General features: G+C 66.5%; 21 protein-coding genes and 1 tRNA gene. 12 read left to right on the top strand and 10 right to left on the bottom strand.

Going from position 1 to position 22,126, the window contains the following annotated elements; all coding sequences use genetic code 11:
• Positions 1–5: 5 nt before the first annotated feature.
• The 8 genes from KQ910_RS09895 to KQ910_RS09860 all read right to left on the bottom strand — a co-directional run bounded on the left by KQ910_RS09895 (position 6) and on the right by KQ910_RS09860 (position 12,284).
• Positions 6–1,241, bottom strand: a complete 1,236-nt coding sequence (locus KQ910_RS09895; RefSeq protein ID WP_216958980.1) for an HlyD family secretion protein — start codon at positions 1,239–1,241, stop codon at positions 6–8.
• A 26-nt stretch (positions 1,242–1,267) separates the two neighbouring features.
• Positions 1,268–2,671 carry a nucleotide sugar dehydrogenase gene (locus tag KQ910_RS09890; RefSeq protein WP_216958977.1) on the bottom strand — a complete coding sequence of 468 codons (1,404 nt, stop codon included), beginning with the start codon at positions 2,669–2,671 and terminating at the stop codon, positions 1,268–1,270.
• 201 nt (positions 2,672–2,872) lie between these two features.
• Positions 2,873–4,267, bottom strand: coding sequence for a sigma-54-dependent transcriptional regulator (locus KQ910_RS09885; RefSeq protein ID WP_216958974.1), 1,395 nt, complete (start codon positions 4,265–4,267; stop codon positions 2,873–2,875).
• Between the two features lie 68 nt (positions 4,268–4,335).
• On the bottom strand, positions 4,336–4,947 hold the full coding sequence (locus KQ910_RS09880; protein WP_304627925.1) for an NUDIX hydrolase: 612 nt from the start codon (positions 4,945–4,947) through the stop codon (positions 4,336–4,338).
• 8 nt (positions 4,948–4,955) lie between these two features.
• Entirely contained in the window at positions 4,956–6,854 is a 1,899-nt protein-coding gene (locus tag KQ910_RS27105; RefSeq protein ID WP_216958971.1) for a DUF4114 domain-containing protein, read from the bottom strand.
• A gap of 94 nt (positions 6,855–6,948) precedes the next feature.
• A complete protein-coding gene (locus KQ910_RS09870) occupies positions 6,949–7,323 on the bottom strand; it encodes a phosphomannose isomerase type II C-terminal cupin domain (RefSeq protein WP_216958969.1) in 375 nt (124 codons plus the stop codon).
• 162 nt (positions 7,324–7,485) lie between these two features.
• Entirely contained in the window at positions 7,486–9,816 is a 2,331-nt protein-coding gene (locus tag KQ910_RS09865) for an ATP-binding protein (RefSeq protein ID WP_216958966.1), read from the bottom strand.
• Entirely contained in the window at positions 9,813–12,284 is a 2,472-nt protein-coding gene (locus KQ910_RS09860; RefSeq protein WP_216958963.1) for a hybrid sensor histidine kinase/response regulator, read from the bottom strand. The genes KQ910_RS09865 and KQ910_RS09860 overlap by 4 nt, the downstream gene beginning before the upstream one ends.
• A gap of 295 nt (positions 12,285–12,579) precedes the next feature.
• On the opposite strand from KQ910_RS09860, the gene KQ910_RS09855 reads away from it, so the two are divergent.
• Positions 12,580–12,936 (top strand): tyrosine-type recombinase/integrase, encoded by a 357-nt coding sequence (locus KQ910_RS09855; RefSeq protein ID WP_369408317.1) that lies wholly within the window; start codon positions 12,580–12,582, stop codon positions 12,934–12,936.
• Positions 12,937–13,009: 73 nt separating this feature from the next.
• Here KQ910_RS09855 and KQ910_RS09850 read toward each other — a convergent pair.
• Positions 13,010–13,085, bottom strand: a tRNA-Thr gene (locus tag KQ910_RS09850).
• A gap of 122 nt (positions 13,086–13,207) precedes the next feature.
• Between KQ910_RS09850 and KQ910_RS09845 the strand changes: the two genes are divergently transcribed.
• The 8 genes from KQ910_RS09845 to KQ910_RS09810 all read left to right on the top strand — a co-directional run bounded on the left by KQ910_RS09845 (position 13,208) and on the right by KQ910_RS09810 (position 18,730).
• The gene (locus tag KQ910_RS09845) at positions 13,208–14,662 is read left to right on the top strand and encodes an L-lactate permease (protein WP_216958958.1); all 1,455 of its coding nucleotides are present in this window, start codon (positions 13,208–13,210) and stop codon (positions 14,660–14,662) included.
• An 8-nt stretch (positions 14,663–14,670) separates the two neighbouring features.
• Positions 14,671–15,267 carry a lysozyme inhibitor LprI family protein gene (locus KQ910_RS09840; protein WP_216958955.1) on the top strand — a complete coding sequence of 199 codons (597 nt, stop codon included), beginning with the start codon at positions 14,671–14,673 and terminating at the stop codon, positions 15,265–15,267.
• 35 nt (positions 15,268–15,302) lie between these two features.
• A complete protein-coding gene (locus tag KQ910_RS09835; RefSeq protein ID WP_216958952.1) occupies positions 15,303–15,632 on the top strand; it encodes a DUF2059 domain-containing protein in 330 nt (109 codons plus the stop codon).
• Positions 15,633–15,812, top strand: coding sequence for a DUF2059 domain-containing protein (locus KQ910_RS09830; protein WP_369408376.1), 180 nt, complete (start codon positions 15,633–15,635; stop codon positions 15,810–15,812).
• An 83-nt stretch (positions 15,813–15,895) separates the two neighbouring features.
• Complete coding sequence (locus tag KQ910_RS09825) at positions 15,896–16,108, top strand: DUF4287 domain-containing protein (RefSeq protein ID WP_216958946.1); 213 nt, start codon at positions 15,896–15,898, stop codon at positions 16,106–16,108.
• Positions 16,109–16,215: 107 nt separating this feature from the next.
• Positions 16,216–17,085, top strand: a complete 870-nt coding sequence (locus KQ910_RS09820; RefSeq protein WP_216958943.1) for an NAD(P)-dependent oxidoreductase — start codon at positions 16,216–16,218, stop codon at positions 17,083–17,085.
• A gap of 20 nt (positions 17,086–17,105) precedes the next feature.
• Complete coding sequence (locus KQ910_RS09815) at positions 17,106–17,738, top strand: glutathione S-transferase family protein (protein ID WP_216958940.1); 633 nt, start codon at positions 17,106–17,108, stop codon at positions 17,736–17,738.
• Positions 17,735–18,730 carry a Bug family tripartite tricarboxylate transporter substrate binding protein gene (locus KQ910_RS09810; RefSeq protein WP_216958937.1) on the top strand — a complete coding sequence of 332 codons (996 nt, stop codon included), beginning with the start codon at positions 17,735–17,737 and terminating at the stop codon, positions 18,728–18,730. Before KQ910_RS09815 ends, KQ910_RS09810 begins: the two co-directional genes overlap by 4 nt.
• A gap of 142 nt (positions 18,731–18,872) precedes the next feature.
• On the opposite strand, the gene KQ910_RS09805 is transcribed toward KQ910_RS09810, so the two are convergent.
• Complete coding sequence (locus KQ910_RS09805) at positions 18,873–19,127, bottom strand: ACT-like domain-containing protein (protein ID WP_216958935.1); 255 nt, start codon at positions 19,125–19,127, stop codon at positions 18,873–18,875.
• A 187-nt stretch (positions 19,128–19,314) separates the two neighbouring features.
• Between KQ910_RS09805 and KQ910_RS09800 the strand changes: the two genes are divergently transcribed.
• The 3 genes from KQ910_RS09800 (at position 19,315) to KQ910_RS09790 (ending at position 22,120) form a co-directional block, all read left to right on the top strand.
• The gene (locus KQ910_RS09800) at positions 19,315–20,130 is read left to right on the top strand and encodes an N-acyl homoserine lactonase family protein (RefSeq protein WP_216958932.1); all 816 of its coding nucleotides are present in this window, start codon (positions 19,315–19,317) and stop codon (positions 20,128–20,130) included.
• Between the two features lie 134 nt (positions 20,131–20,264).
• Positions 20,265–21,257, top strand: a complete 993-nt coding sequence (locus KQ910_RS09795; protein WP_216958928.1) for a GSCFA domain-containing protein — start codon at positions 20,265–20,267, stop codon at positions 21,255–21,257.
• The gene (locus KQ910_RS09790; protein ID WP_216958926.1) at positions 21,254–22,120 is read left to right on the top strand and encodes a hypothetical protein; all 867 of its coding nucleotides are present in this window, start codon (positions 21,254–21,256) and stop codon (positions 22,118–22,120) included. The genes KQ910_RS09795 and KQ910_RS09790 overlap by 4 nt, the downstream gene beginning before the upstream one ends.
• The last annotated feature ends 6 nt before the right edge of the window (positions 22,121–22,126 follow it).

Below are 22,126 nucleotides of genomic sequence, written 5' to 3'. Positions count from 1 at the left end.
CGCGTTCACAGCCGCTTCTCCGCCGGTTGATCGACCGGCCGATCCGCCACCGTGCGGAAGTCGCCCAGTACGGTGTCGAGCGAGCGACGCTGGAAGGAGACAACGGCGGGCGTACCGGGTTCGAGTTCGCGACGCAGCTGCTCGGCCTGGTCATTGTCCAGGCGCAAGACCGCGCGCGCCGTGCGGTCCAGATCTCCCTGGCGCACGCCGCTGTCGCGCGCCTGGCGCCAGGTGTAGCGGCTCTCGACATCGTCGAGGAACGCGGCTGCGCGGTCGATGGCAACGACGTGCGCGGGCAGGCGCAGGCGCAGCGCGGGGATGTAGATGGTGGCGGCGTCGCCCACGCTGACGCGCAGGATTTCGTTCTGCGTCAGGAAGGCGTTGATCGTACGCTCACCTTTGCGCTCATAGACCGCGACCGTGTCGCCGGCCCGGACAGCGCTGCCTTCACCGTGGAGCACGCGCATGATGCGGCCATCCCCCGTTGCGGTGACGACGGCGGCGGCGCGCCTCTCCTGCCACACGCGCAGCTCCTCGGTGGCCACGTCGATCTCGGCGCGGGCACGCTGCACGGCGGCCTCCAGCTCGGCGAGATTCCCGGTGATGCGATTGCCATCGAAGAAGCGGCCCGCTGCCGCCGAGGCGACGAGGGCGCTGCGCTGCTCCTCAAGGATGCGCGCACGCTTGAGCTGTGCATTGAGGATGGCGTGCTGATTGGTATGGTCTTCCAGCTTCTGGCGGGGGGCAAACCCCTGCGCGAACAGCCCACCGACGCGCTCGACCCGCGCCTTGGCGGTGACGAGCTGTTCCTCGAGCGAGGCGATCTCGGCCTGCACCGCCTTAAGCTCGGCCTGCGTGATGATCAGCGTATCATCACGCTTGGCCTTCTCGGAAACGAGATGCGCCTCATGCTGCCTGAGCGCATGGCGGGCGCGTTCGAGCTGGACGCTGGCGAGCGACACCTGACGCTCCACCTCGGGATCGTGGATCTTCGCCAACTGGCTGCCGTTCGCCACCATGGTGCCTGGCTTGATGCCGACCCCGAGCATCACCCCGTCCGACGGCGCGCGGATGGGCTCGACGGCGCCGGCGATGACGGCAGCGTCGACCTCGAGCCGCACCACGTTGGCGTAGACCAGAGCACCGCCGTAGACGATCGCGGCACCGCCGGCGATCGCCCACAGCAGGCCCATCGTCATGCGACGGACCAGGCTGCGCTTAGTGGTGGTCGGCTTGGACATGGCACCGATCCTTCGGATCCAACGGCTTACCAGCAGACCCCGCGATAGCCCGGCTGGTCCTGGACGGCCGCCGGAAGGCGAACCAGGTCGATGACGGTGCTGTCGGGATGACGTGCCTCGAGGGCGGCGATGAAGTCGGGCGTGCCGTGCGACACGACGATCACGTCGCAAGCGCTGACCAGTTCGCCGGCCGTGTCGGTCAGCAGGTCGGGCAGGACCTGCAGCGCGACCCGGGTCGCGGGATTCGCGGCCTTGAGATAGCCGCCGGCGAGGCGGACGCCCGCCGTGTTGACGTTGCGGTCATGCGCCAGGACCTTGTAGCCGGCATCGATCAGGCGGCCGAGCAGGTCGATCTGCGGGCTCTCGCGCAGGTCGTCGGTGCCGTCCTTGAAGGTCACGCCCAGCAGGCCGACCTGCTTCGCGCCGGTCTCGGCGATCAGGCGGAAGGCGTGGTCGATGTGCGAGTCGTTCGACCGCAGCAGGCTGTCGATCAGCGGGACCTCGACGCCGTTGGCATGAGCGAGGCCGGTGATGGCCCGCACGTCCTTGGGCAGGCACGAGCCGCCGAAGGCGAAGCCGGGCTTGAGATAGTACGGCGAGAGGTTCAGCTTCCGGTCCTGCACGAAGATGTCCATGACCTTGTGGCTGTCGACCTCGGCCGACTGGCAGATCTTGCCGATCTCGTTGGCGAACGCGACCTTCACGGCATGCCAGGTGTTGTCGACGTACTTCACCATCTCGGCCGCCTCGATCGAGGTGCGCAGCAGCGGCGCCTCGATGGAGCGGTAGACGCGGGCCAGCATCTCGCCGCTGCGCTCGTCGTGCTCGCCGATCACCGTCTTGGGCGGCGCGTAGAAGTCGGCGATGGCCACGCCCTCGCGCAGGAATTCAGGGTGGAAGCACAGGCCGAAGTCGCGGCCGCAACGCTTGCCCGACACGCGCTCGATCTCCGGCAGCACGATGCGGCGGGTCGTGCCGGCGGGCACGGTGCTGCGCACGACGACCAGGTGATAGTCGCTCTTGAGGGCGAGCGCGCTGCCGATCTCGCCCGCAACGGCCTTCAGGGCCGAGAGATCGACGGTGCCATCGGCACGGCTGGGGGTGCCGACGCAGACGAACGTGATGTCGGTCTCGAGCACGCCATCGAGGGCGTTGGTGTGGGCGGTGATGAGGTCGTCGGCGACGCCGTCGGTCAGCGCCTCGCCGAGACCGGCTTCGACGATCGGCGAGGAACCGGCGGCGATCTGTTCGACCTTGCTCAGGTCAAGGTCGATGCCGACGACGCGATGGCCCAGCTGCGCGAAGCAGGCGACCGACACGGCGCCGACGTAACCGAGGCCGACGACCGAGATCGCCGGGAGCGTGAGCGCTTCGTCGGCGGTCGACACGGCGGAATTAAGGGTGGTGAAGGTGCGGGTCTCGTAAAGCATGGCGTTTCTCCAAGAAGGCGGCCGGTATTGGCCTGTGCCAACCCCTTCCCAAGACACGTGCCAACCGTGCCAAGCGGAGAAAACGTCGATAATTCAATGACTTAAGAAATCGATGCCAAACGTGTTCGTCGCGAATTGCAAATCCTGGCGGCCCGGCCGGCGCGTCGCGCTTCGCAGGTTGCAAATCGCGCCGGGCAGGTGTCAGGCCTGGCCGGCCTGCCAGGCTTGGATTCGACGATAGAGGGTCGAGGGGCTGACCTGCAGCGCGGCCGCCGCCTTGGGGATGTTGCCGTCGCATTGTGCGATGGCGCGCTCGATGCTCCGGCGCACGACGGCATCGAGAGGTTCGATGGGCATCGTCGCGTCCGGGATCGCCGCCGCTATGGATCGCGCTCCCGTCACCGGCAGGCCCCCGACGCCACCCTGAAAAGAGCGCGGAAGCATGTCGATTTCCACGGTTTCGCCCTCGTTCAGCACCACGACGTTGCGGACCGTGTTTTGCAGTTCGCGAACGTTGCCCGGCCAGCCATAGCCGAGCAGCACGGCCTCTACGGCCGGCGAGAAGGCGGTGAACTTCTTGCCGTCTTCGACGGAGAACTGCCGCAGGAAATGCCGGGCGATCAGCAGCACGTCATGGTCGCGCTCGCGCAACGGCGGGAGATCGACCGGGATGACGTTGAGCCGATAGAAAAGGTCCTCGCGGAAGCGTCCCGCCGCAACTTCCTCCTGGGGATCGCGATTGGTGGCGCAGACGATGCGCACGTCGACCGGGCGGGGCTTGTCCTCGCCGACGCGTTGTACGGTGCCGGTCTGGAGGAATCGCAGCATCTTGGCCTGCAGACCAAGATCCATCTCGCAGATCTCGTCGAGGAACAGCGTGCCGCCATTGGCTTGCAGGGCGGCGCCGGCGCGGTCGGCTGTGGCTCCGGTGAAGGAGCCTTTGGCATGGCCGAATACCTCGCTCTCCAGCAAGTCGCGCGGGATGGCCGCGCAGTTGATGGCGACGAAGGGCTTCTCGCGTCTTCGGCTGAGTTTGTGCAGGGCATCGGCGCAAAGTTCCTTGCCGGTGCCGCTCTCGCCGGTCACGAACACGGTCGCCTTGCTCGCGGCCGCGTTCTGCAGGATGCGATAAATCGATTGCATGACCATCGACTGGCCGATGAAGCTGCAGAAGCGGTCGCGCCCGGTCTCCTCCTGGATGGCGGCGACCTGGGATTCGAGCTTGCGACGCTGCAGGGCGTTTCGCACGGTGATGCGCAGACGGTCGGCACTGAAGGGCTTGGTCAGGAAGTCGAGGGCGCCTTCCTTCATTGATTCGACCGCCAGCCGGACAGAGGCCTGTCCGGTTACGATCACGACCTCGGTCGGCAATCCCCGGCTGCGGACTTCACGCAGTAGATCTATGCCGTTCATATCGGGAAGATTTACGTCCAGAACCAGAACATCGGGAGGCAGGATGGTGATGGCAGCAAGCGCCAGCTTGCCGTTGCCGAAAATCTCCACGCTGCAGTTCTCGCTCTTGAGATACTCGGCGTAGGTCTCGGCCAGGGCCGGCGCATCCTCGACGATCAAGACCCTGCCGCGCGTGTTCTGCACGGGGCCCCCTTCCCCTATTCTCATACCTCCTAGTTAGTCGATTGCAGCGGGGTGGGCCAGCGGGTCCGTTACACGGTTTGGCGAGCCCGATGCATGACCGCAAGGCCGAGAGCCGTCGCATGCGGCATAAGATTGAAACCGCCTTGACCGACGTGCAGGGCAAGCTGGTCGAAAGGCAACAACACGCGCCGGGCGCCCTCGAGGTCGGTTTCGGTCGGGGCGCCGGTCAGCCGCGCTTCCGTACCATAGAACATGTGTGCTTTGGCGCAGCGCTGGTTGCCGTTCACGACGAACGAGCCGAGCGACGCGATGTCGCCGCACTCGAAGCCGGTCTCCTCGCGCAGTTCGCGGCGCGCGGCCATTTCGGGATCCTCGCCGGGCTCGAGCAGGCCGCCTGGGAATGTGAGGCACGGGCGTCTGGCACCGTGCTTGTAGCCACGAAGCATGACGGCGCAGTCGTCGGCGGTCAGGGCGACCAGGACGACGAAATCCGGCAGGGCGACCTGGAAATAGTCGTCGATCTCGCGGCCATCGGGCAGCAGGACCCGCTCACGCCACACCGACAGGCGCGGACCGGCGTCGAACGCCAGCGAACGATCGAGGACGCGCCAAGCGCTATCAGAATACATGATGTGCTCCCTTGCGGAGAAAGCCCGGCAGCGCGGGACGCTGCCGGGCATGCGCCACTTCAGACGATGAAGCTTTCGTAGCCAATCTGGGCCAGCAGATCCTGCGAGCCTTTCAGGGTCGCGATGTCGACCAGTCCACCATCGTGGGTGTCGAGCAGGACATGCAACCCGTTGTCGGCCATGGAGAAGGAGATGTCCTTCATCCCATTCTCCAGCGCATAGGCCGAAACGTCGATGCGATCACGACCGAATTCGAAGTCGTTGATCAGGTCGCCGGGGGACTTGCTGTCGGCCGGCAGGAAGACGAACGTGTCGTTTCCGGCGCCGCCCGAAAGCGAATCCTTGCCCTCGCCGCCGATCAGCACGTCGTCCCCGCTGCCGCCCTTGAGCGTGTCTGTTCCTGAGCCGCCGCCCAGCCGGTCATTGCCGGTGCCGCCATCCAGCATGTCGTTGCCGGTGCCGCCGTCGAGAGCATCATTGCCGGAGCCGCCCGACAGCTTGTCGTTGCCATTGCCACCGGACAGCTTGTCGTCACCCGCCCCACCGTCGAGCTTGTCCGTGCCGTTGCCGCCATCGAGCATGTCGTTGCCGGCGCCGCCCAACAGGCCGTCGTTGCCCTCGCCACCGCTCAGCGCGTCGTTGCCGGAGCCGCCAACGAGCTTGTCGTCGCCCGTGCCGCCGAACAGCACGTCGTTGCCGGTACCGCCGTCGAGGGAGTCGTTGCCCGCGCCGCCGTCGAGGGAGTCATCGGCCGCACCGCCACTGAGCACATCGTTGCCGTCTTCGCCCAGCAGCTTGTCCTTGCCGTCGCCGCCCTGGAGCTTGTCGTTGCCCGTGCCGCCGCTCAGCACGTCGTCGCCCGACCCACCGTCGAGGAGGTCGTCGCCGATGTCGCCATAGAGCGTGTCGCTGCCGGCCTCGCCATAGAGCTTGTCGTTGCCCGCCCCGCCGGAGGCTGTGTCGTTGCCGGTGCCACCGTAGAGCGTATCGTTGCCGTTATCGCCCTGGAGCTTGTCGTCGCCGGCGCGTCCGTAGAGCGTGTCGTCACCGTCTCCACCGGAGATATTGTCGTTTTCCGTACCCGGCACGTAGAGCTTGGGCGAACCGCTCCCCGCCGACTGCGAATCGCCTTCCGGCGAGCCCGTCTTGCCGTGCGCGTTCAGGACCTTCACGTTGGCTGTGCCGATGTCGATGGTGATGACCGAGTCGTCGAAGTCGCGGTCACCGCCGCCCTTGAGGTCCTCGAAGCCGATGCGCACGACGCCCTTGGCGGCATCGACCGTGCCGGCCGTGTGCAGGATGCCGTCGTTGTTCAGCGGCAGCGTCTTGGCGTAGGCGGCGCTGTGATACGGGTCGCCCTTGACCTGAAAGGCCTTGCCGTCAAGGCCCACGAACCAGAGCTTGGGATTGACGGAAGTCAGCCCTGCGACCTTGCCGTCGGCATCGCGGAACTCGAAGTGGCCGTTGGTCATCTTCGAGAAGTCATTCTGCGACGCGCCGTTGGACACGACGAAGAAGCCGATCTGGTCGCCGGCCCGCAGATCGAGCGCTTGGCTGTCACCGGACGACAGGTTGCCGCCGCTGCCCTTGAGGCTGGCGTTCGCCCACAGCACCTGCACCTCGGCGATCTTGCCGTCGACGACCTTGTACCAGCCGAGCGTGTTCAGGTAGCCCGCGGTCTCGCCATTGAATGTCACTGCGCCCTTGTAATCCTGATCGACCACCAAGCGGTCGAGCCGGGCGATGGAGGGGCCGGAGCCGCCACCGTACAGGACGTCGTTGCCGGTCTGGCCCGACAGCGTGTCGTTGCCGCGGCCGCCATAGGCGACATCGTTGCCGCTATTGGCATAGACCGTGTCGTTGCCCTGTCGGGCGAGGAACAGCTCGTCGATCGAGCCTCCTTTGAGGGTGTCGTCCTTTGTCGTCCCGACGACGGGGCTCTGCATGAACTCTGACACTATCTGTCTCTTTCAAACGGGCGCGCGCCGTTTTCCCGCCCCGAGAGGAGCGCGCGCGGTTCAGGAACGAATGGGGCGATGGCCGAGGGCTGGATCAGACCCGGCCGTAGACGTCGTCGAAGCGCTCGATGTCGTCTTCGCCGACATAGTCCCCGCACTGGACCTCGATCAGCACGAGCGGCCGATCCGTGCGATTGGTCAGGCGATGGATCGCCCGCAACGGGATGTAGACCGACTGGTCCGGATGCAGTTCACGCTCCACGCCGTCGACCTCGACGATCGCGGTACCCTGGACCACGACCCAGTGCTCGGCGCGCTGCGAATGGCGCTGGCGCGAAAGGCTGCCGCCCGGGGCGACGACGATCCGTTTCACCTGGTAGCCAGGATCGGCGGCAATCGATTCGTAGGCTCCCCAGGGCCGCACGACCGGCGTGGCGATGGAGCGATGTTCAACGGCGCTGAATTGCATGGTTTCCTCGCGAGATGTGGCGAGGTGCCAAACTGCAACGGCCGGGCCAGCGGACCGCAATTCGTCAGGACGTTGAAAACAAATGACAATTGGTGGAGTGCCCCGGAATCAAGCCATCGCTTTTTGCAACGAGGCCACCCGGTCTTCGCGAATTGCGACGCGCTATGGCCGCTCCATCGCGGCAAGCGCCCGTCGGCCGCTCGTGAGCAGGAGCATCACGTGCCCTGCGATGTCATCGTCGGAGGCCAGTTCCACGGCGGCCGCCGCCTCGGCTGCACGCATGGCACCGAACTGACCGAACAGGCCAGCGAGCCGATGCGCGGCCCTGCGCAGGCGTGCCGGATCGCGCGCCTGGGCGGCAGAATCCAGTTCGTCCAGCGATTCATCTACATCCTGCCGAAACCGCATCAGAAGCCTCTCAAAGGCCTCCACCCCCACCGACTGGCGCAACTCTTCCAGGGCGACGCGATCGACGTCTTCCTCCACCGGCGGCATGACCGGCATCGTCCGCGCCGTCACGCGCTCGATCACGGCCGCAAGCTCGTGCGGACGTATCGGCTTGGCAAGACAGTCATCGGCTCCGGCCGCCAGGGCGCGTGCTTTGTCCTCGGGCTGGCCGAATGCCGTCAGCGCGATGATGGGAACCGCAGCCGCCGGCCCTTCGAGGGCGCGGATCGCCCGGCTCGCCGCCAGCCCGTCCATGCCCGGCATCCGGACATTCATCATCACGAGATCGAAGCGGCCGGTCTTCGCAGCGGCGAGCGCGGCGGAACCGTCGGCTTCGATCTCAACCCGATGTCCCATCTTCTCCAGCAGCGCACGGGCCAGGATCTGACCGGATGGCACATCCTCCGCCATCAGAACCAAAAGTTGCCTTTGCCCGCGGGCTTCCGGGAGGTCAGCCGCCGCCACGTCGGCGGCAGCGACATCGAAGTCGAGCTCGAACCAGAATGTCGACCCCGCACCGGGGGCACTGTCGACGCCGATGGCTCCGTCCATGCTTTCGACGAGTTGCCGGCAGATCGCCAGTCCCAGCCCGGTCCCGCCGGCCTGCCGGGCGGCGGCCTCTGCGCCTTGTTCGAACGGCATGAAGAGGCGGCTTCGCATCTCCGGCGAGATGCCGATCCCGGTATCCTCCACGGCGAAACGCAAGCGCGCCGCGCCACCATGACGTTCGACCAATCTGCAGGACAGGGTCACGGCACCGCCATCGGTGAACTTCACCGCATTCCCCAGCAGATTGAGCAGGATCTGGTTCAACCGTCGCGCATCGCCTTTCAGTCGGGCCGGGATATCGGGCGCCAAATTCGATGAGATCTTGAGCCGTGGCGCGCCGGGCAGGCTGCGCGCCACCGCGACGGCGCCTTGCACCAGGTCCTGCACGTCGAGAGGGCGGATCTTGAGTTCCGAATGCCCGGCATCGAGGCGGGAAAAATCGAGGATGTCGTTGATCAGCGAGAGCAGATGAGTCGCCGACTTCTCGATCAGGTCGACGTGCTGCTTCTGCACGGCATCCAGCGGTGTGTGGACCAGCAGGCTCGACAGACCGATGACGGCGTTCATCGGCGTCCGGATCTCGTGGCTCATGCGGGCGATGAAGTCGGACTTGGCACGGTTGGCGATGTCGGCGGATTCCTTGGCCTGACGAAGCTCGTATTCCCGCTGCTTGCGGGCGGTGACGTCGCGCAGGCACGCAACGATCATATGCCGTCCCGACGATCGCGCGGCCGCGATGGTGACCTCGCAGAAGAACTCGCTGCCGTCGGCCCGTATCGCCCTCATTTCGTGGCGGGCCTTGCCGTCGGGCACCTCGCCGGCCTCGATGTAACGCCGCAGCCCCACTTCGAGGCCGGGTCGGAAGCGCTCGGGGATCACGATGTCGACCGGCCGGCGGCCGATGATATCGTCGCGCCGGTAGCCGAGCACGGTTTCGACCGCTTGATTGACGTCCACGGCCCGGCCTGTCCCGTCGACGCAGAATATGCAGTCCGGGGTGGCATCCATGATCGCGCGCAGCCGCTCCTCGCTCCGCTGTAGTGCCTCTTCGCGTTCCTTGATCTGGGTGATGTCGACACGCAGGCCGACCGTCTCGCCCGTGGGCGTCCGGCGCTCGAGAATGCGCACCCAACGGCCGTCCGCGGTGCGCTGTTCGATGGGAGCGTGAGGATCACGATGCTGACGCAGCCGCTCCGCTATCCATGCCTCCTCGCGGCCCCGCGCCTCCGGATACTGCCCGCGCCGCACGCCTTCCCGGAGTCCGTGCTCGTAGGAGGTGCCGACGGCAATCAGGTCGGCGCTGTCGCGATACATCTCGCGATAGCGTTCGTTGTACAGGGCGATGTGGTCGTCGGCGTCGAACAGCACGAACCCGTCGGGCAAGGCTTCGAGGGCCGCGAGCAGCAGCGCAGGGTCCTGCGGCACGACTCGCGGCACGGATATCGTGTCGGGCTGGTCGTCGACTTGTCCGCCCGGGGATTTGTTCGCGTCGCTCATGCGGCGCCGGGTCGGGCCGAACGGACCGCCCGGACGGCAGCGTCGCCGGCGGACAGGAGAACATCCGTCTGTGCCCGCACTTGGTCGTCGCTGGCGCGCTCGACCGCGACGGCGGCATCGGCGGCATCCGTCGCGCCGAACTGGCCGAACAGGCCGGCGAGGCGATGGGCGGCCTTGCGCGACCGGACTGGGTCGCTCCCGGCGGCGCGCAGTTCGTCGAGGGACTGGGTGGCGTCCCGCATCAAGGCGTCGATCAACCGGCTGAATGACTCCGGGCCAACCGCATCGCGCAGCTCGTCGAGCGCGGCTCGGTCCAGCGCGCCGGCAGCCATCGGTGCGGCGTCGCCGCCGGGCATCACGTTTCGCTCAATCGCCGCGTTGAGCTCATCGACGCGAATCGGCTTGCTGATGTGGTCGCTCATCCCCGTGGCGATGGCCTTTTCCCGATCACTCGGCTGGGCAAACGCGGTAAGCGCGATGATCGGTATCGCCGCGACCGACGCACCCAGGCTCCTGATGCGCCGGGTCGCCTCGTAGCCATCCATGCCCGGCATCTGGATGTCCATCAGGATCAGGTCGAAGGCCCCGTTGCGCGCCGCGGCCACCGCTTCGCCGCCGTCGGACACGACCTGCACGCGATGGCCAAGCTTCTCGAGCATGGCGCGGGCGACGATCTGGTTCGCCGGCGTGTCTTCGGCGACCAGGATTCGGAGGCTCCTGCGGACGTGCGGCCGGACCTGCTGGACGCTCCTGGCACCACCCGCGGGATCGATCGCCCGACCGAACGGCAGCTCGAACCAGAAGGTCGAGCCCTGCCCCAGATTGCTTACGACACCGATCTCCCCATCCATGAGATCGACCAGCCGCTTGCAGATCGCCAACCCCAGGCCGGTGCCGCCCTTCCGACGCGCCAGACGGAGGTCTCCCTGCTCGAACGGCTGGAACAGCCGGCCCTGAACCTCCGGCGCGATGCCAACACCGGTGTCCGTGACGGAAAAACGGATTCGCAGGGTCGCGGCGCCCTCGACGACCGCGGCCGACAGGGTGATCGCGCCCCGCTCTGTGTATTTCACGGCGTTGCCCAGCAGGTTCAGGAAGATCTGGTTCAGCCGGTCGCCGTCCCCCGAAACGAAGGTCGGGATGTTCCCGGCAAACGCCATCACGATGTCGACCCGCTCGGCGCCCGGCAGGCCACGAGCGATGTCGACGGCGCTCTCGGCGAGGCGATGCAGGTCGAAGTCCGATTTCTCGACCATTAGACGCCTGGCCTCGAGGCGCGAGAAATCGAGAATGTCGTTGATGATCTGCAGCAGGTGCGCCGCCGAGTCCTCGATGATGCGGACATAACGCTTTTGCGTTTGCTCGAGCGGGGTATCGGCCAGCAGGTTCGACATGCCGATGACGGCGTTCATCGGCGTGCGGATTTCGTGGCTCATCATCGCGAGGAAGTCGGTTTTTGCCTGCGTCGCCTCTTCGGCGTGGCCGCGGGCCCGCCTGAGGTCGGCCATGGTCGCCTCCTGGCGGGTCAGAAGCGTCGCGATCCAGCCGGTCAGGCCGAGCAGCAGCAGCGAGAACAGAGCGGTCCCGATGCCGACGAACCACGCCGTGGTGTACCAGAGTTCGAGGATCAGCCCCTCGTTCGCCGTCACGTTCACGACCAGCGGGTAGTCCTTCAGCGTGCGCGGCGCCACGATCCGCATCTGGCTGGCCGAGTTGTCGGCGAGGCGCGGTCCGGTCGTGACAGTGGCGCCGGCTTCATTGCCGCGCCCGATGATGTCGCTGAACACGGGCTGCTCGCGAAACGACTTGCCGATCAGGTCTTCCCGGGTCGGATAGCGGGCGAGCAGGATGCCGTCGCTGCGGAACAGGGAGATCGCGCTCTCTTCACTGATGTTCACCGCCTTGAAGAAATCCTGGAAGAAGCTGCTCTCGATGCCCGTCAGGACCAACCCCAGCACCTCTCCGGTCCGGCTCCGGATCTTGCGGGCGAGATAGAAGGTCCATGTGCCGGTTCCCCGGTTCTTGACCGGAGCGCTGAGAAAGACGTCGAGCCGCGGATCGGCCATGTGGGCCTTGAAGTAGTCACGGTCCGCCAGGTTGATCCGGGGCGGCGGATAGGATCGCGTGAAACTGATGACATCGCCATTCAACGCCACGATGGTGGCCACGTCGACCTGGGGCACGCTGCTCGCCTTGTTGCGCAGCATGTCGAAGATCTCCTGCGTGCCCATCTCGCGCCGCAGCTCGCCTTCATTGGCGATGTCGGCGTCATGCACGCGGTCGCTGATGCTCTTGAGCACCAGGTCGGCGGCCTTCATGGTCTGGTTGGTCGAGGCCGCCAGGATGGTCGACATGTTGGAGAGATTGACCTTCCACTCCTCGATCGTGGTCTTGCGGGCCTGCCACAGCATCAGGGTTGCGCCTATCACCACCAGGCAGACCGTCAGGACGCCTCCGGCGATCGCCACGCGGCCGCGCGGGCTAAGCCGATATCGAAGCGGGGACGTAGCTGCGGCAACTTCGGTCATCTGTCCTGGTCCAACGGGAGCCCAAGCGGCGCAGGTTGCAAAAGCGGCGCCATGCGAACCTTCGCCGAAAACCTGGGTTTTCGCTATCTGAGAGGAGGAGCCAAGGGTCGTGAACGCTACTGGCGTTGCAATTTGCGACGCAACTCTGGACTAGCCACCCCCTTCCTTTGCAATTTGCAACGGATTTCGTGGGCGTTCCTGATGGAAGCTCGGGCCAGACCGGCCTGTCGCACTCTTGAGCGCTCCTAATCACGGTCGGCTACAGGCGAGTATCGACGCCACGCCTTCAGGCCTGGACACCTGCTTGGTAACGAGTTTCGGCGAGCCATACGGGTCTAACGGCTTCGGCAATCGAATGAAGAAGTGGTGCCGCGAGGCTGGGCTTCCCGAAGAGTGCACCGCTCACGGCCTGCGCAAAGCCGGAGCTACAGTTGCCGCAGAGAACGGGGCCACGGAGCATCAGCTAATGGCGATATTCGGATGGGCTAGTGCACGGCAGGCAGCGATCTACACGAGGAAGGCAAATCGGACGAGATTGACCGCCGATGCGATGCATCTCTTGATGCCGAGGAGAACGCAGGGGGGCAGCTAGTATCCCACCGCATTTCGACAGCCTGTCCCACCGGCACAGGAACTGACTAATATCAATAACTTAGGCTGGGTAGTGGTGCCCCGAGACGGAATCGAACCGCCGACCCCATCATTACGAATGACGTGCTCTACCAGCTGAGCTATCGGGGCGCGGAGGCGGGTGTAAGGGAAAGCCGGCGCGGGCGCAAGGCGGCGTTTTCGGCCCCTTCCGGCGCCCCCGCTTCGGCCGAAACCGAAGCATGCGGCGTGCGGTAAGGCTATAGAACGCCGGCATGACGACGCTCCTCTCGCTGCTGCCCCTCCTCCTCGTCCTGGGCCTCCTCGCCTCGGGCCGCGCCAGCGCCCTCGTGGCGGGGCTGGCCGGGCTCGCCGCGACCCTGGCCGCCTCGGCCGCGCTGGTGATGCAGGCGGAGGGCCCGGCCGCCGTGGCGCTGCTGTTCCGCCGCGAGGTGCCGGCGGGCCTTTGGCTCTCCTGGCACGTCATCGCGATCATCGTCACCGGCGTCTTCTTCCACCGCGCCAACCTCGCGCGCGGCGGGGGGATCGGCGGGGCCGCGCTCGAGGCGACGCCGCGCCGCCTGTTCTCGGTCTGCTTCCTGCTGGCGCCCTTCGCCGAATCGGTGACGGGCTTCGGCGTCGGCTACATCATCGCGCTGGCGGCGCTGCGGCGGCTGGGCATCGGCGGCATGCCCGCCCTGCTGCTCGGCCTCTACAGCCAGTCGCTGGTGCCGTGGGGCGCACTGGCCATCGGCACCACCGTCGGCGCGACCCTGGCCGGCCTTACGCCCAACGAGCTGGGTCTCGGCTCGGCGGTGCTGCAGGTGCCGATCCACTTCCTCTATCTCGCCCTCTACTGGCGCTTCGCCCGCGAGGCCGGTGTGCCCGTGCCGGCGCGGCAGAAGCTCGACGATGTGCTGTGGACGGCGCTGCTGCTGGCGCTGATCTGGCTGGCCAACCGCCACAGCGACGTCGAGATCGCCGCTGCAGCGCCCACCGCCTTCCTGCTCGCGGTGCGCTTCTGGCGCGACGAACGGCCCGACGGCGCGCAGCTGCGCGCCACGCTGCGCACGGCCGCGCCCTATGTCGCGCTGACCCTGGTCCTGTGCGCCACGCGGCTGGTGGCGCCGCTGCGCGACCTGCTGAAGCCCCTGGGGGCGATGCGCCCGTTCGACAACCAGCCGGCCTTCGCGCCTTTCTACGCGCCGGGCTTCTGGCTGCTGGCGATCGGCCTCGCGGTCGTGGCGCTGGCGCGCGCGCCGCTGGGCAGGGTCGCGAAGGAGGCGCTCACCGGCGCCTGGCGCGCCTGCGCCGTGACGCTGGCCTTCGTGGTGATGGCCGAATTCTATGTAGGCTCCGGCATGGCGACCTCGATCGCCGAGGCGCTGCGCGCCGTCGCGGGCAGAGGCGCGGCACTGGGCGTGCCGCTGTTCGCGGCCGTGGGCGGCTTCCTGACCGGCAGCGGTGCGGCGGCCAACGCCATGCTGATGCCGATGGAGATCGCGCTTGCACGCGCTGTCGCCGTCGATCCCGCCTGGATCGCCGCCGTCCAGAACAGCGTCACCACGAACCTCACCATGCTGTCGCCGATCCGCGTCTCGATGGGCGCCGCGATCCTCGCCCTCTCGACCTCCGACGCCGTCCTCTACCGCCGCGCCTGGCCGCTCGCGCTGCCGCCGCTGCTGACGGGTTTTGCGGCGGTGCTGGTCCTGCTGGCCCTCGGAACGTGAAGGAAACCATGCGCCGATTCGCCCTGCCTCTCTCCCTCGCCTTTTCCTTCGCGACAACTGCCCAGGCCCAGGCGGACAGCCCGTCCTTCGATTGTGCCAAGGCGCGCGACGGCAGCATCGAGACGTTGATCTGCGGGGATGCCGCCCTTTCATCCCTCGATCGCAAGCTGGCCGAGGTCTATGAGGCGGCGACCCGGAAGGCCGTCAACGAACACCCGCCCACCCTGAAGGCCGAGCAGATCGGCTGGATCCGGGGGCGCAACGACTGCTGGAAGAGCGACGACAAGCGGTCCTGCGTCGAAGCCGAATACCGGCAGCGGATCGTCTCGCTCCAGGCACGCTATCGACTGGTGACCGGCACCGGTCCCGCAACCTTCTTCTGCGACGGCGACCGCCGCAACGAACTCGTCGTGACGTTCTTCCCGACGGACCCAAGGACGCTGATCGCCGAGCGCGGCGACTCGACGTCGCTGATGGTCCGCGAGCATGGCGGACCGGATACGAAATATGTCGGCCGGAACGAAACCTTCACCGAGAAGGAGGGCACGGCCGTGGTGACGTGGGGATACGGCGCTCCGCCGATGCGGTGTACGCGGACACCCTGAACCGTCGTGCGGGCCCTCTGGAATTGAAGGAAACCATGCGTCGACTCGCCCTGCTTCTCTCCCTCGCCTTTTCGTTCGCGACGACCGCCCTGGCCCAGGAGGCGAAGCCCGTCGATCCGGCCGCGCTGGCCCAGGCCCGGATCGTCTTCGAAAGGTCCAACGCCGCCGAGTTGGGCCTACAGGTCGCGAAGGCCGTCGAGGATTCGCAAAGGCCCGCCCTGGAGAGGTTCAATCCCGCCCGTGCGGCGCAGATCGGCGAAGTGATCGATCTCATCCGCGCGGAGTACGCCAAGTATCTGCCGGCGCTTATGGATGCCATCGTCACGCTCCATGCGCAGCGCTTCACGGCCGAGGACCTGGCTTAGATCGCCGCTTTCTACGACACACCGGTGGGACGCAAGGTGATCCGGGAAATGCCGACCCTCCTGTCCGAGACCATGAGCGTGACGCAGACGATGGCGCTCAAGGCGGCGACGGAGGTGATGATCAAGCTCCGGCCCGAGATCGAGAAACGCAACCTGAAGCTCGGCCCGGGCCCGAACTGAGAAGCCGGCGTGGATGGGATTTGGCAGAGGATCGCCGCGCGAAGGCGCCTGCCCCGGAAAGCGAAAGTGGAGGAAGAACAATCGTGACCGATAAAGTCGTCAAGGGACCGGCCTCCTACTTTCCGTCGATCGAGAAGAAGTACGGGCGTCCCGTCCGCGAGTGGCAGGCCCTGGTGCGGAAGGCCCTTCCGGCGAAACACATGGAACTGGTCGCGATGCTGAAGAGCGACCACGGAATGGGACATGGGCATGCCAATGCCATCGTGGCACACACGCTGGCGGAGGACGCGAAGTAGCACGGGGCTGACCCCGAACCACTTCACACCGGCTGGCACAGTCCCATTTTGCCTCTATGATCGCCGCCGCCCTGCAGGACAGGGACGGAATTTCGCGGGAGAGAACGATGGCCAAGGTGGCATTTCTGGGACTGGGCGTGATGGGCTTCCCGATGGCGGGGCATCTCGCCGCCAAGGGTCACGAGGTCACCGTCTATAACCGCACCTTCGCCAAGGCCGAGGCCTGGACGCAGAAGCACAAGGGCAAGGCCGCGAAGACGCCGCGCGAGGCCGCCGCCGGCCAGGAGATCGTGTTCTGCTGCGTCGGCAACGACGACGACCTGCGCTCGGTCGTGCTGGGTCCGGACGGCGCCTTTGCCGGCATGGGCAAGGGCACGATCTTCTTCGACAACACCACCGCCTCGGCCGACATCGCCCGCGAGCTCCATGCCGAGGGCAAGAAGCTCGGCATCGACTTCATCGACGCGCCGGTCTCGGGCGGCCAGGCGGGCGCCGAGAACGGCCAGCTCACCGTGATGTGCGGCGGCGAGCAGGGCCCGTTCGACAAGGCCAAGCCGGTGGCCGACGCCTTCTCGAAGGCGGTCACGCTGATCGGCCCGCCGGGCGCCGGCCAGGTCACCAAGATGATGAACCAGATGTGCATCGCCGGCATCGTGCAGGGCCTGGCCGAAGCGCTGAACCTCGGCCAGCGCGCCGGGCTCGACATGGAGAAGGCGCTGGGCGCCATCTCCAAGGGCGCGGCGCAGAGCTGGCAGATGGAGAACCGCTGGCAGAACATGGTGAACGGCAAGTTCGACTACGGCTTCGCGGTCGACTGGATGCGCAAGGATCTCGGCATCGCGCTGGCCGAGGGCAAGCGCCAGAAGGCCGCCATGCCGCTGGTCGCGCTGGTCGACCAGTTCTACGAGCGCGTGCAGGCGCGCGGCGGCGGGCGCTGGGACACGTCGAGCCTGATCCAGCCGCTGCAGAAGCCGTAAGCCGGTCGGGGGCGCGCGGCATGAGCGGCGGGTACACACTCTGGGGCCGGCCCGGCTGGGGCTCGGCCATCGTGGAGGCGCAGCTCGACTGGTACGGACTGCCCTTCACCTTCGAGCCGGTCGAGGACCTGTTCAAGACGCCGGGCGCGAAGGCGAAGCTCGAGAAGGTGAACCCGCTGGCACAGGTGCCGACCCTGGTCCTGCCCGACGGCACGGTCATGAGCGAGAGCGCCGCCATCACGCTGCTGCTGGCCGACATCACCGGCACCGACTCGCTGGTGCCGGCCGCGGGCAGCGCGGAACGCGCGAAGTTCCTGCGCTGGCTGGTGTTCCTGGTGGCCAACATCTATCCCACCTTCACCTACGCCGACGATCCGTCGCGCTTCGTCTCGGTCAACAACGCGCGCGATCCGTTCCGCGCCGCCACCGACGCCTATGCCCAGCGGCTGTGGCGCCAGATCGAGAGCCAGGCCGGCGCGCCATGGTTCCTGGGCGAGCGCTTCTCCGCCCTCGACATCTATCTCGACGTCATGACCCGCTGGCGCCCGCGTCGCGGCTGGTTCGAGATCGAGACGCCCAAACTATTCGCCATCGCGCGCAAGGCCGATGCACGGCCGGAACTGACAGAAACCTGGAGGAGGAACTACCCATGAAACGCCGCAGCTTCGTCGCTCTCGCATCCGCCACGACCGCCACCACCGCCCTCGCCGGGGCCGCCCGTGCCCCCGCGTTCGCGCAGGCCTCGACCTATCCCGACAAGCCGATCACCATGGTGGTGCCGGCCCCGCCGGGCGGCGGCACCGATCTCGTCACGCGTCTCTATTCCGACCTGCTGAGCCAGGAGCTGGGCGTGCAGGTGATCGTCGACAACAAGGGCGGCGGCAACGGCAACATCGGCACGGCCATCGTCGCCCGCGCCAAGCCCGACGGCTACACGCTGCTGATGCAGTATTCGGCCTATCACTCGGCCAACCCGGCGCTGATCAAGGACCTCAACTGGAAGCCCGACGATTTCGTGGGCGTCGCGATGGGCGCGGTGGCGCCGCACGTCATCGTCGTCGCCAAGAAGGTGCCGGTCGACGATCTCAAGAGCTTCATCGCCTACGCCAAGGCCAATCCCGGCAAGCTGAACTACGCCTCGGTGGGCGCGGGCTCGGTGCCGCATCTCGGCGGCGTGCTGCTGAACAAGGCGGCGGGCCTCGACCTGATCCACGTCCCCTACAAGGGCGCTGGCCCCGCCACCGCCGACACCGTGGCAGGCCAGGTCGAGCTGCTGATCGTGACGCCGCCCGCCGTGTCCGGCCACATCCGCAACGGCAACCTCAAGGCGCTGGCGCTGGCCAGCGAGAAGCGCCTGCCAGCGTTCCCCGACATTCCCACGACCGCCGAAGCGGGCCTGCCGGGCTTCATCCTCGACGGCTGGTTCGCGCTGTTCGCGCCGGCCGGCACGCCGCAGCCGATCGTCGACAAGCTCAACGCCGCGATGCGCAAGGTTGGCAAGATGGAAGCCATCGTCGCCCGCGCCAACCAGCTCGGCGTCGTGCTGAAGGACTGGACGCCCGCCCAGATGGACACCTTCGCCAAGGGCGAGGTCGAGACCTGGGGCAAGGTGATCCGCGACAACAAGATCACCTTCACGGAATGAAGTGAAGACTCACCTCCCCATTCAAATGGGGAGGTGCCCGCGTCTGCGCGGGCGGAGGGGTCATATGACCCGCGCCGCGCATGACCCCTCCGTCGATGTAAGACGTCGACACCTCCCCCGCTGACGGGGGAGGCGGGATTGATCAGAACACCTGCCGCACGCCGACGATCTGGCCGAGCGAGCGGCCGACATGTTCGGCGACCGCGGGCTCCAGCCCTTCGACTTCGATCTCGACGTTGAGTCCATCGCCGTCGGCCTGCGCGAAGACACGGGCGGGGACGAGACCGCGCTTGGCGATCAGTTCGAGCGCGCGCGGCAACACGCCGGGCTCGGCGTCGGCCTCGAAACAATAACGGACGGCGGAATTACTGCGCTTCAGGGAGAGAACGGCGGACATCGGACGATTCCTTGGACGAGAGACTGGCGAACGCGGCAACGCAACGGTTTGCAGTGCAAACCGCGGTGCTAATTCGCCGTGCCTTCATGACGACAAGGAGGTCCGTGCGGGCCATGACGCGACTATAGCGCCCGAGCCGGCCGGCGCGCTAGGGTCCGGCAACGAACCCGCCGGGAAGGAAACAAAGATGCGTTCGACGCCCATCTACGAGGTGCATGCGGTCAAGTATGCCCACCTGCCGCGCAAGGCATGGGAAGTACAGATCAATCCCGACCCGCACGATGCCGACTTCCCGATGGACTATTTCGTCTGGGTGGCGATCCCGCTGGACGAGAACGGTCATCGCACGATCGGCGGCAAGCCCATCGTGATCGACACCGGCTTCAATGCCACGGTCGGCAAGCAGCGCGGCCGCGAGGTGAAGAAGAACCCGGCCGATCTCCTCGGCGAGGTCGGGGTCGACGCGAAGGACGTCGAGGACGTCATCGTCACCCATCTCCACTACGACCATATCGGCAACTGGGACCGCTTCCCCAAGGCGCGCTTCCATCTCCAGGACAAGGAGATGAACTTCGCGACCGGCCGGCACATGTGCAAGGGACCGTTCCGCCACGCCTACGAGTGCGAGGACATCGTGGGCATGGTGCGCGCGCTCTACGGCGGCCGGCTGGTGTTCCACGACGGCGACGAGGAGCTGCAGCCCGGCATCTCGCTGCACCTGATCGGCGGCCACACCGCCGGCATCCAGTCGGTGCGCATCAACACGCGCAACGGCTGGCTCGTGCTGGCCTCCGACGCCAGCCACTATTTCTGGGGCGTCAACAACGACAAGCTATTCTCGATCGTCTACTCGGTCGCCGACATGCTGGCGGGCTACGACAAACTCAAGAAGCTGGCCGATGGCCGCGTGGAGATGGTGATTCCCGGCCACGATGCCGAGGTGATGACGCGCTATCCCGCCTCGGGTAAGGGACTGGAAGGCATCAGCGTCCGGCTGGACTAGGGCCCCGGGGCGACGAACAAGGTGCAATCCGAACGAGCTCGAGTCGCCCGATGATTTCACCATACTCCGACCTCCCTTCCCGAAGCTTCTGGAAGGGAGCCGTCTCCGGGCGGTCTCCCGAGACCGTCTCCGGGTTGTGGCAGCCGAAGTTCCATTTCGCCCCCGATACGCGCATTGCGACAGCGGGCAGCTGCTTCGCCCAGCATATCTCCCGATATCTGCGCGCGAGGAACGCCGCCGTCGTCGACCTCGAGCCGCCCCCCCTCGGGCTGTCTGCGGCCAACGCCATGAAGTATGGCTACGGCATCTATTCGGCGCGATATGGCAACATCTACACGGTTCGCCATCTCCTGCAGCTCACCGAGGAAGCCCTTGGCCGGTTCGCGCCGTCCGATGCCGTCTGGGAACGGAACGGCCGCTTCTTCGATGCGATGCGGATCGGGGTCGAACCCGGGGGATTGCCTTCCGCCAAGGCCGTGCAGCGACACCGCCAGCAGCATCTCGCCCAGGTGCGACGCCTGTTCGCCAAGACAGATGTCTTCGTCTTCACCCTCGGCCTGACGGAAGCCTGGACCCACGCGGAGTCGGGCACGGTGTATCCCACCGCACCAGGTACGATCGCCGGCTCCTATCGACCCGAAGTGCACGCCTTCCGGAACTTCGATTTCCTCGATGTGTACAAGGACTTCGTCAAGTTCCACCGGATCGCGACGAAGCGGAACCCCGGGCTGAAGTTCCTGCTCACCGTCTCGCCGGTTCCGCTCGCGGCCACGGCCAGCGACAAGCACGTTCTCGTCGCGACGACCTATTCGAAATCGGTGCTGCGTGCGGTGGCCGGGAAGCTGGCCGAGACATTCGAGAACGTCGACTACTTCCCGTCCTTCGACCTCCTCTCCAGCGCCTCGACGCGAGGCGTGTTCCATTCGGATGACGCCCGACAGATCACCGAGCCGGGCGTGGAGGCGGTCATGCGGATCTTCTTCGACGCGCAACCAGCCCTTGCGCAAGCATCGGCTCCTGTCGCAGCGGGCGAGCAGGACGAGGGCCGTGCGGCGGGCCGTACGCCCGAGGATCGGGCTGCCGAGGCGGTTTGCGAGGACATCCTCCTCGATGCGTTCTCCCGATGATCCGCGTTGCCCTGCTGGGCAATTCTCATATCTTTAACTGGAAGCGCGCCTGGACATCGCTCGGCAAGGCCTATCCGGGCGTCGAGTTCATTTTTTTCGCCGCACCGGGAGCGCCATTTGCGCACTGCGAACCGCAAGGCGACAGACTCGTGTTCACGAACGAGGACGTCGCGCGATGGGTCAAGAGGACCTCTGGCGGCCGACGTGAGATGGTCGTTGCCGACTACGACGCGTTTTGCGTCGTGGGCCTGGGATGCGAGGTGAGGGCCGCCACCTCGCTCTACTCAGGATGGCGGGCCGACTCTCACAAGGGGGAGCAAGGCAGGTTTCTACTGGTTTCCGATGCCTGTTTCCTGGATGTCGTTTGCGACCGGCTGAAGGCCTCGGCGGCAATGGCCCTCGTCGGCAAGCTCCGTCAGATCACTGACAAGTCGATCTGGCTGGCGCCCACCCCTGCCCCCGCCGAGGTCGTCCTGACGTTGGACAAGCCGCCGGAGGACATTGAAATGGCCGCCCAAGCGATCGATGCGCCGGCTCTTCGCGCGGCCTATGATGAGGCCTGCCGCCGACTGGCCACTGGAAATCTGATCCTCCTCGAGCAACCCAAGGCTACTCTCGCCTCGCCGCTTCTGTCGAAGGACAAGTATCGTCATCCGACCTGGACGAAGCCCGACTGGATTCATTTGAACGACGCCTACGGCAGGATCGTCATTCGGGAATTCCTGTCGCGTTTCCAGCCGTCTCTCGGCGGCCAGGACGCCGGCGATTCGTCCGGCAACTTCTTGCGACTTGCCGACCCGATCCTGGGGGCCCTGCGGAGCACATTTTCACAATTGTCGACTCGCAGACGCTCGAAGAGCTGAATCACT

This window comes from Reyranella humidisoli (assembly GCF_019039055.1).
GTDB classification, from domain to species: Bacteria; Pseudomonadota; Alphaproteobacteria; order Reyranellales; family Reyranellaceae; genus Reyranella; species Reyranella humidisoli.
The sequence above is the reverse complement of the archived record's forward strand: the minus strand, read 5'-3'. Positions and strand labels throughout refer to the sequence as shown.

Bases quoted from the DNA above. Each gene is read 5' to 3' on its own strand.
- KQ910_RS09820 (WP_216958943.1), top strand. From the start codon at position 16,216: ATGGCCAAGGTGGCATTTCTGGGACTGGGCGTGATGGGCTTCCCGATG.
- KQ910_RS09880 (WP_304627925.1), bottom strand. From the start codon at position 4,947: ATGCCCGGCAGCGTCCCGCGCTGCCGGGCTTTCTCCGCAAGGGAGCAC.
- KQ910_RS09865 (WP_216958966.1), bottom strand. From the start codon at position 9,816: ATGAGCGACGCGAACAAATCCCCGGGCGGACAAGTCGACGACCAGCCC.
- KQ910_RS09815 (WP_216958940.1), top strand. From the start codon at position 17,106: ATGAGCGGCGGGTACACACTCTGGGGCCGGCCCGGCTGGGGCTCGGCC.
- KQ910_RS09810 (WP_216958937.1), top strand. From the start codon at position 17,735: ATGAAACGCCGCAGCTTCGTCGCTCTCGCATCCGCCACGACCGCCACC.
- KQ910_RS09800 (WP_216958932.1), top strand. From the start codon at position 19,315: ATGCGTTCGACGCCCATCTACGAGGTGCATGCGGTCAAGTATGCCCAC.
- KQ910_RS09845 (WP_216958958.1), top strand. From the start codon at position 13,208: ATGACGACGCTCCTCTCGCTGCTGCCCCTCCTCCTCGTCCTGGGCCTC.
- KQ910_RS09835 (WP_216958952.1), top strand. From the start codon at position 15,303: ATGCGTCGACTCGCCCTGCTTCTCTCCCTCGCCTTTTCGTTCGCGACG.
- KQ910_RS09895 (WP_216958980.1), bottom strand. From the start codon at position 1,241: ATGTCCAAGCCGACCACCACTAAGCGCAGCCTGGTCCGTCGCATGACG.
- KQ910_RS09790 (WP_216958926.1), top strand. From the start codon at position 21,254: ATGATCCGCGTTGCCCTGCTGGGCAATTCTCATATCTTTAACTGGAAG.
- KQ910_RS09870 (WP_216958969.1), bottom strand. From the start codon at position 7,323: ATGCAATTCAGCGCCGTTGAACATCGCTCCATCGCCACGCCGGTCGTG.
- KQ910_RS09805 (WP_216958935.1), bottom strand. From the start codon at position 19,127: ATGTCCGCCGTTCTCTCCCTGAAGCGCAGTAATTCCGCCGTCCGTTAT.
- KQ910_RS09890 (WP_216958977.1), bottom strand. From the start codon at position 2,671: ATGCTTTACGAGACCCGCACCTTCACCACCCTTAATTCCGCCGTGTCG.
- KQ910_RS09840 (WP_216958955.1), top strand. From the start codon at position 14,671: ATGCGCCGATTCGCCCTGCCTCTCTCCCTCGCCTTTTCCTTCGCGACA.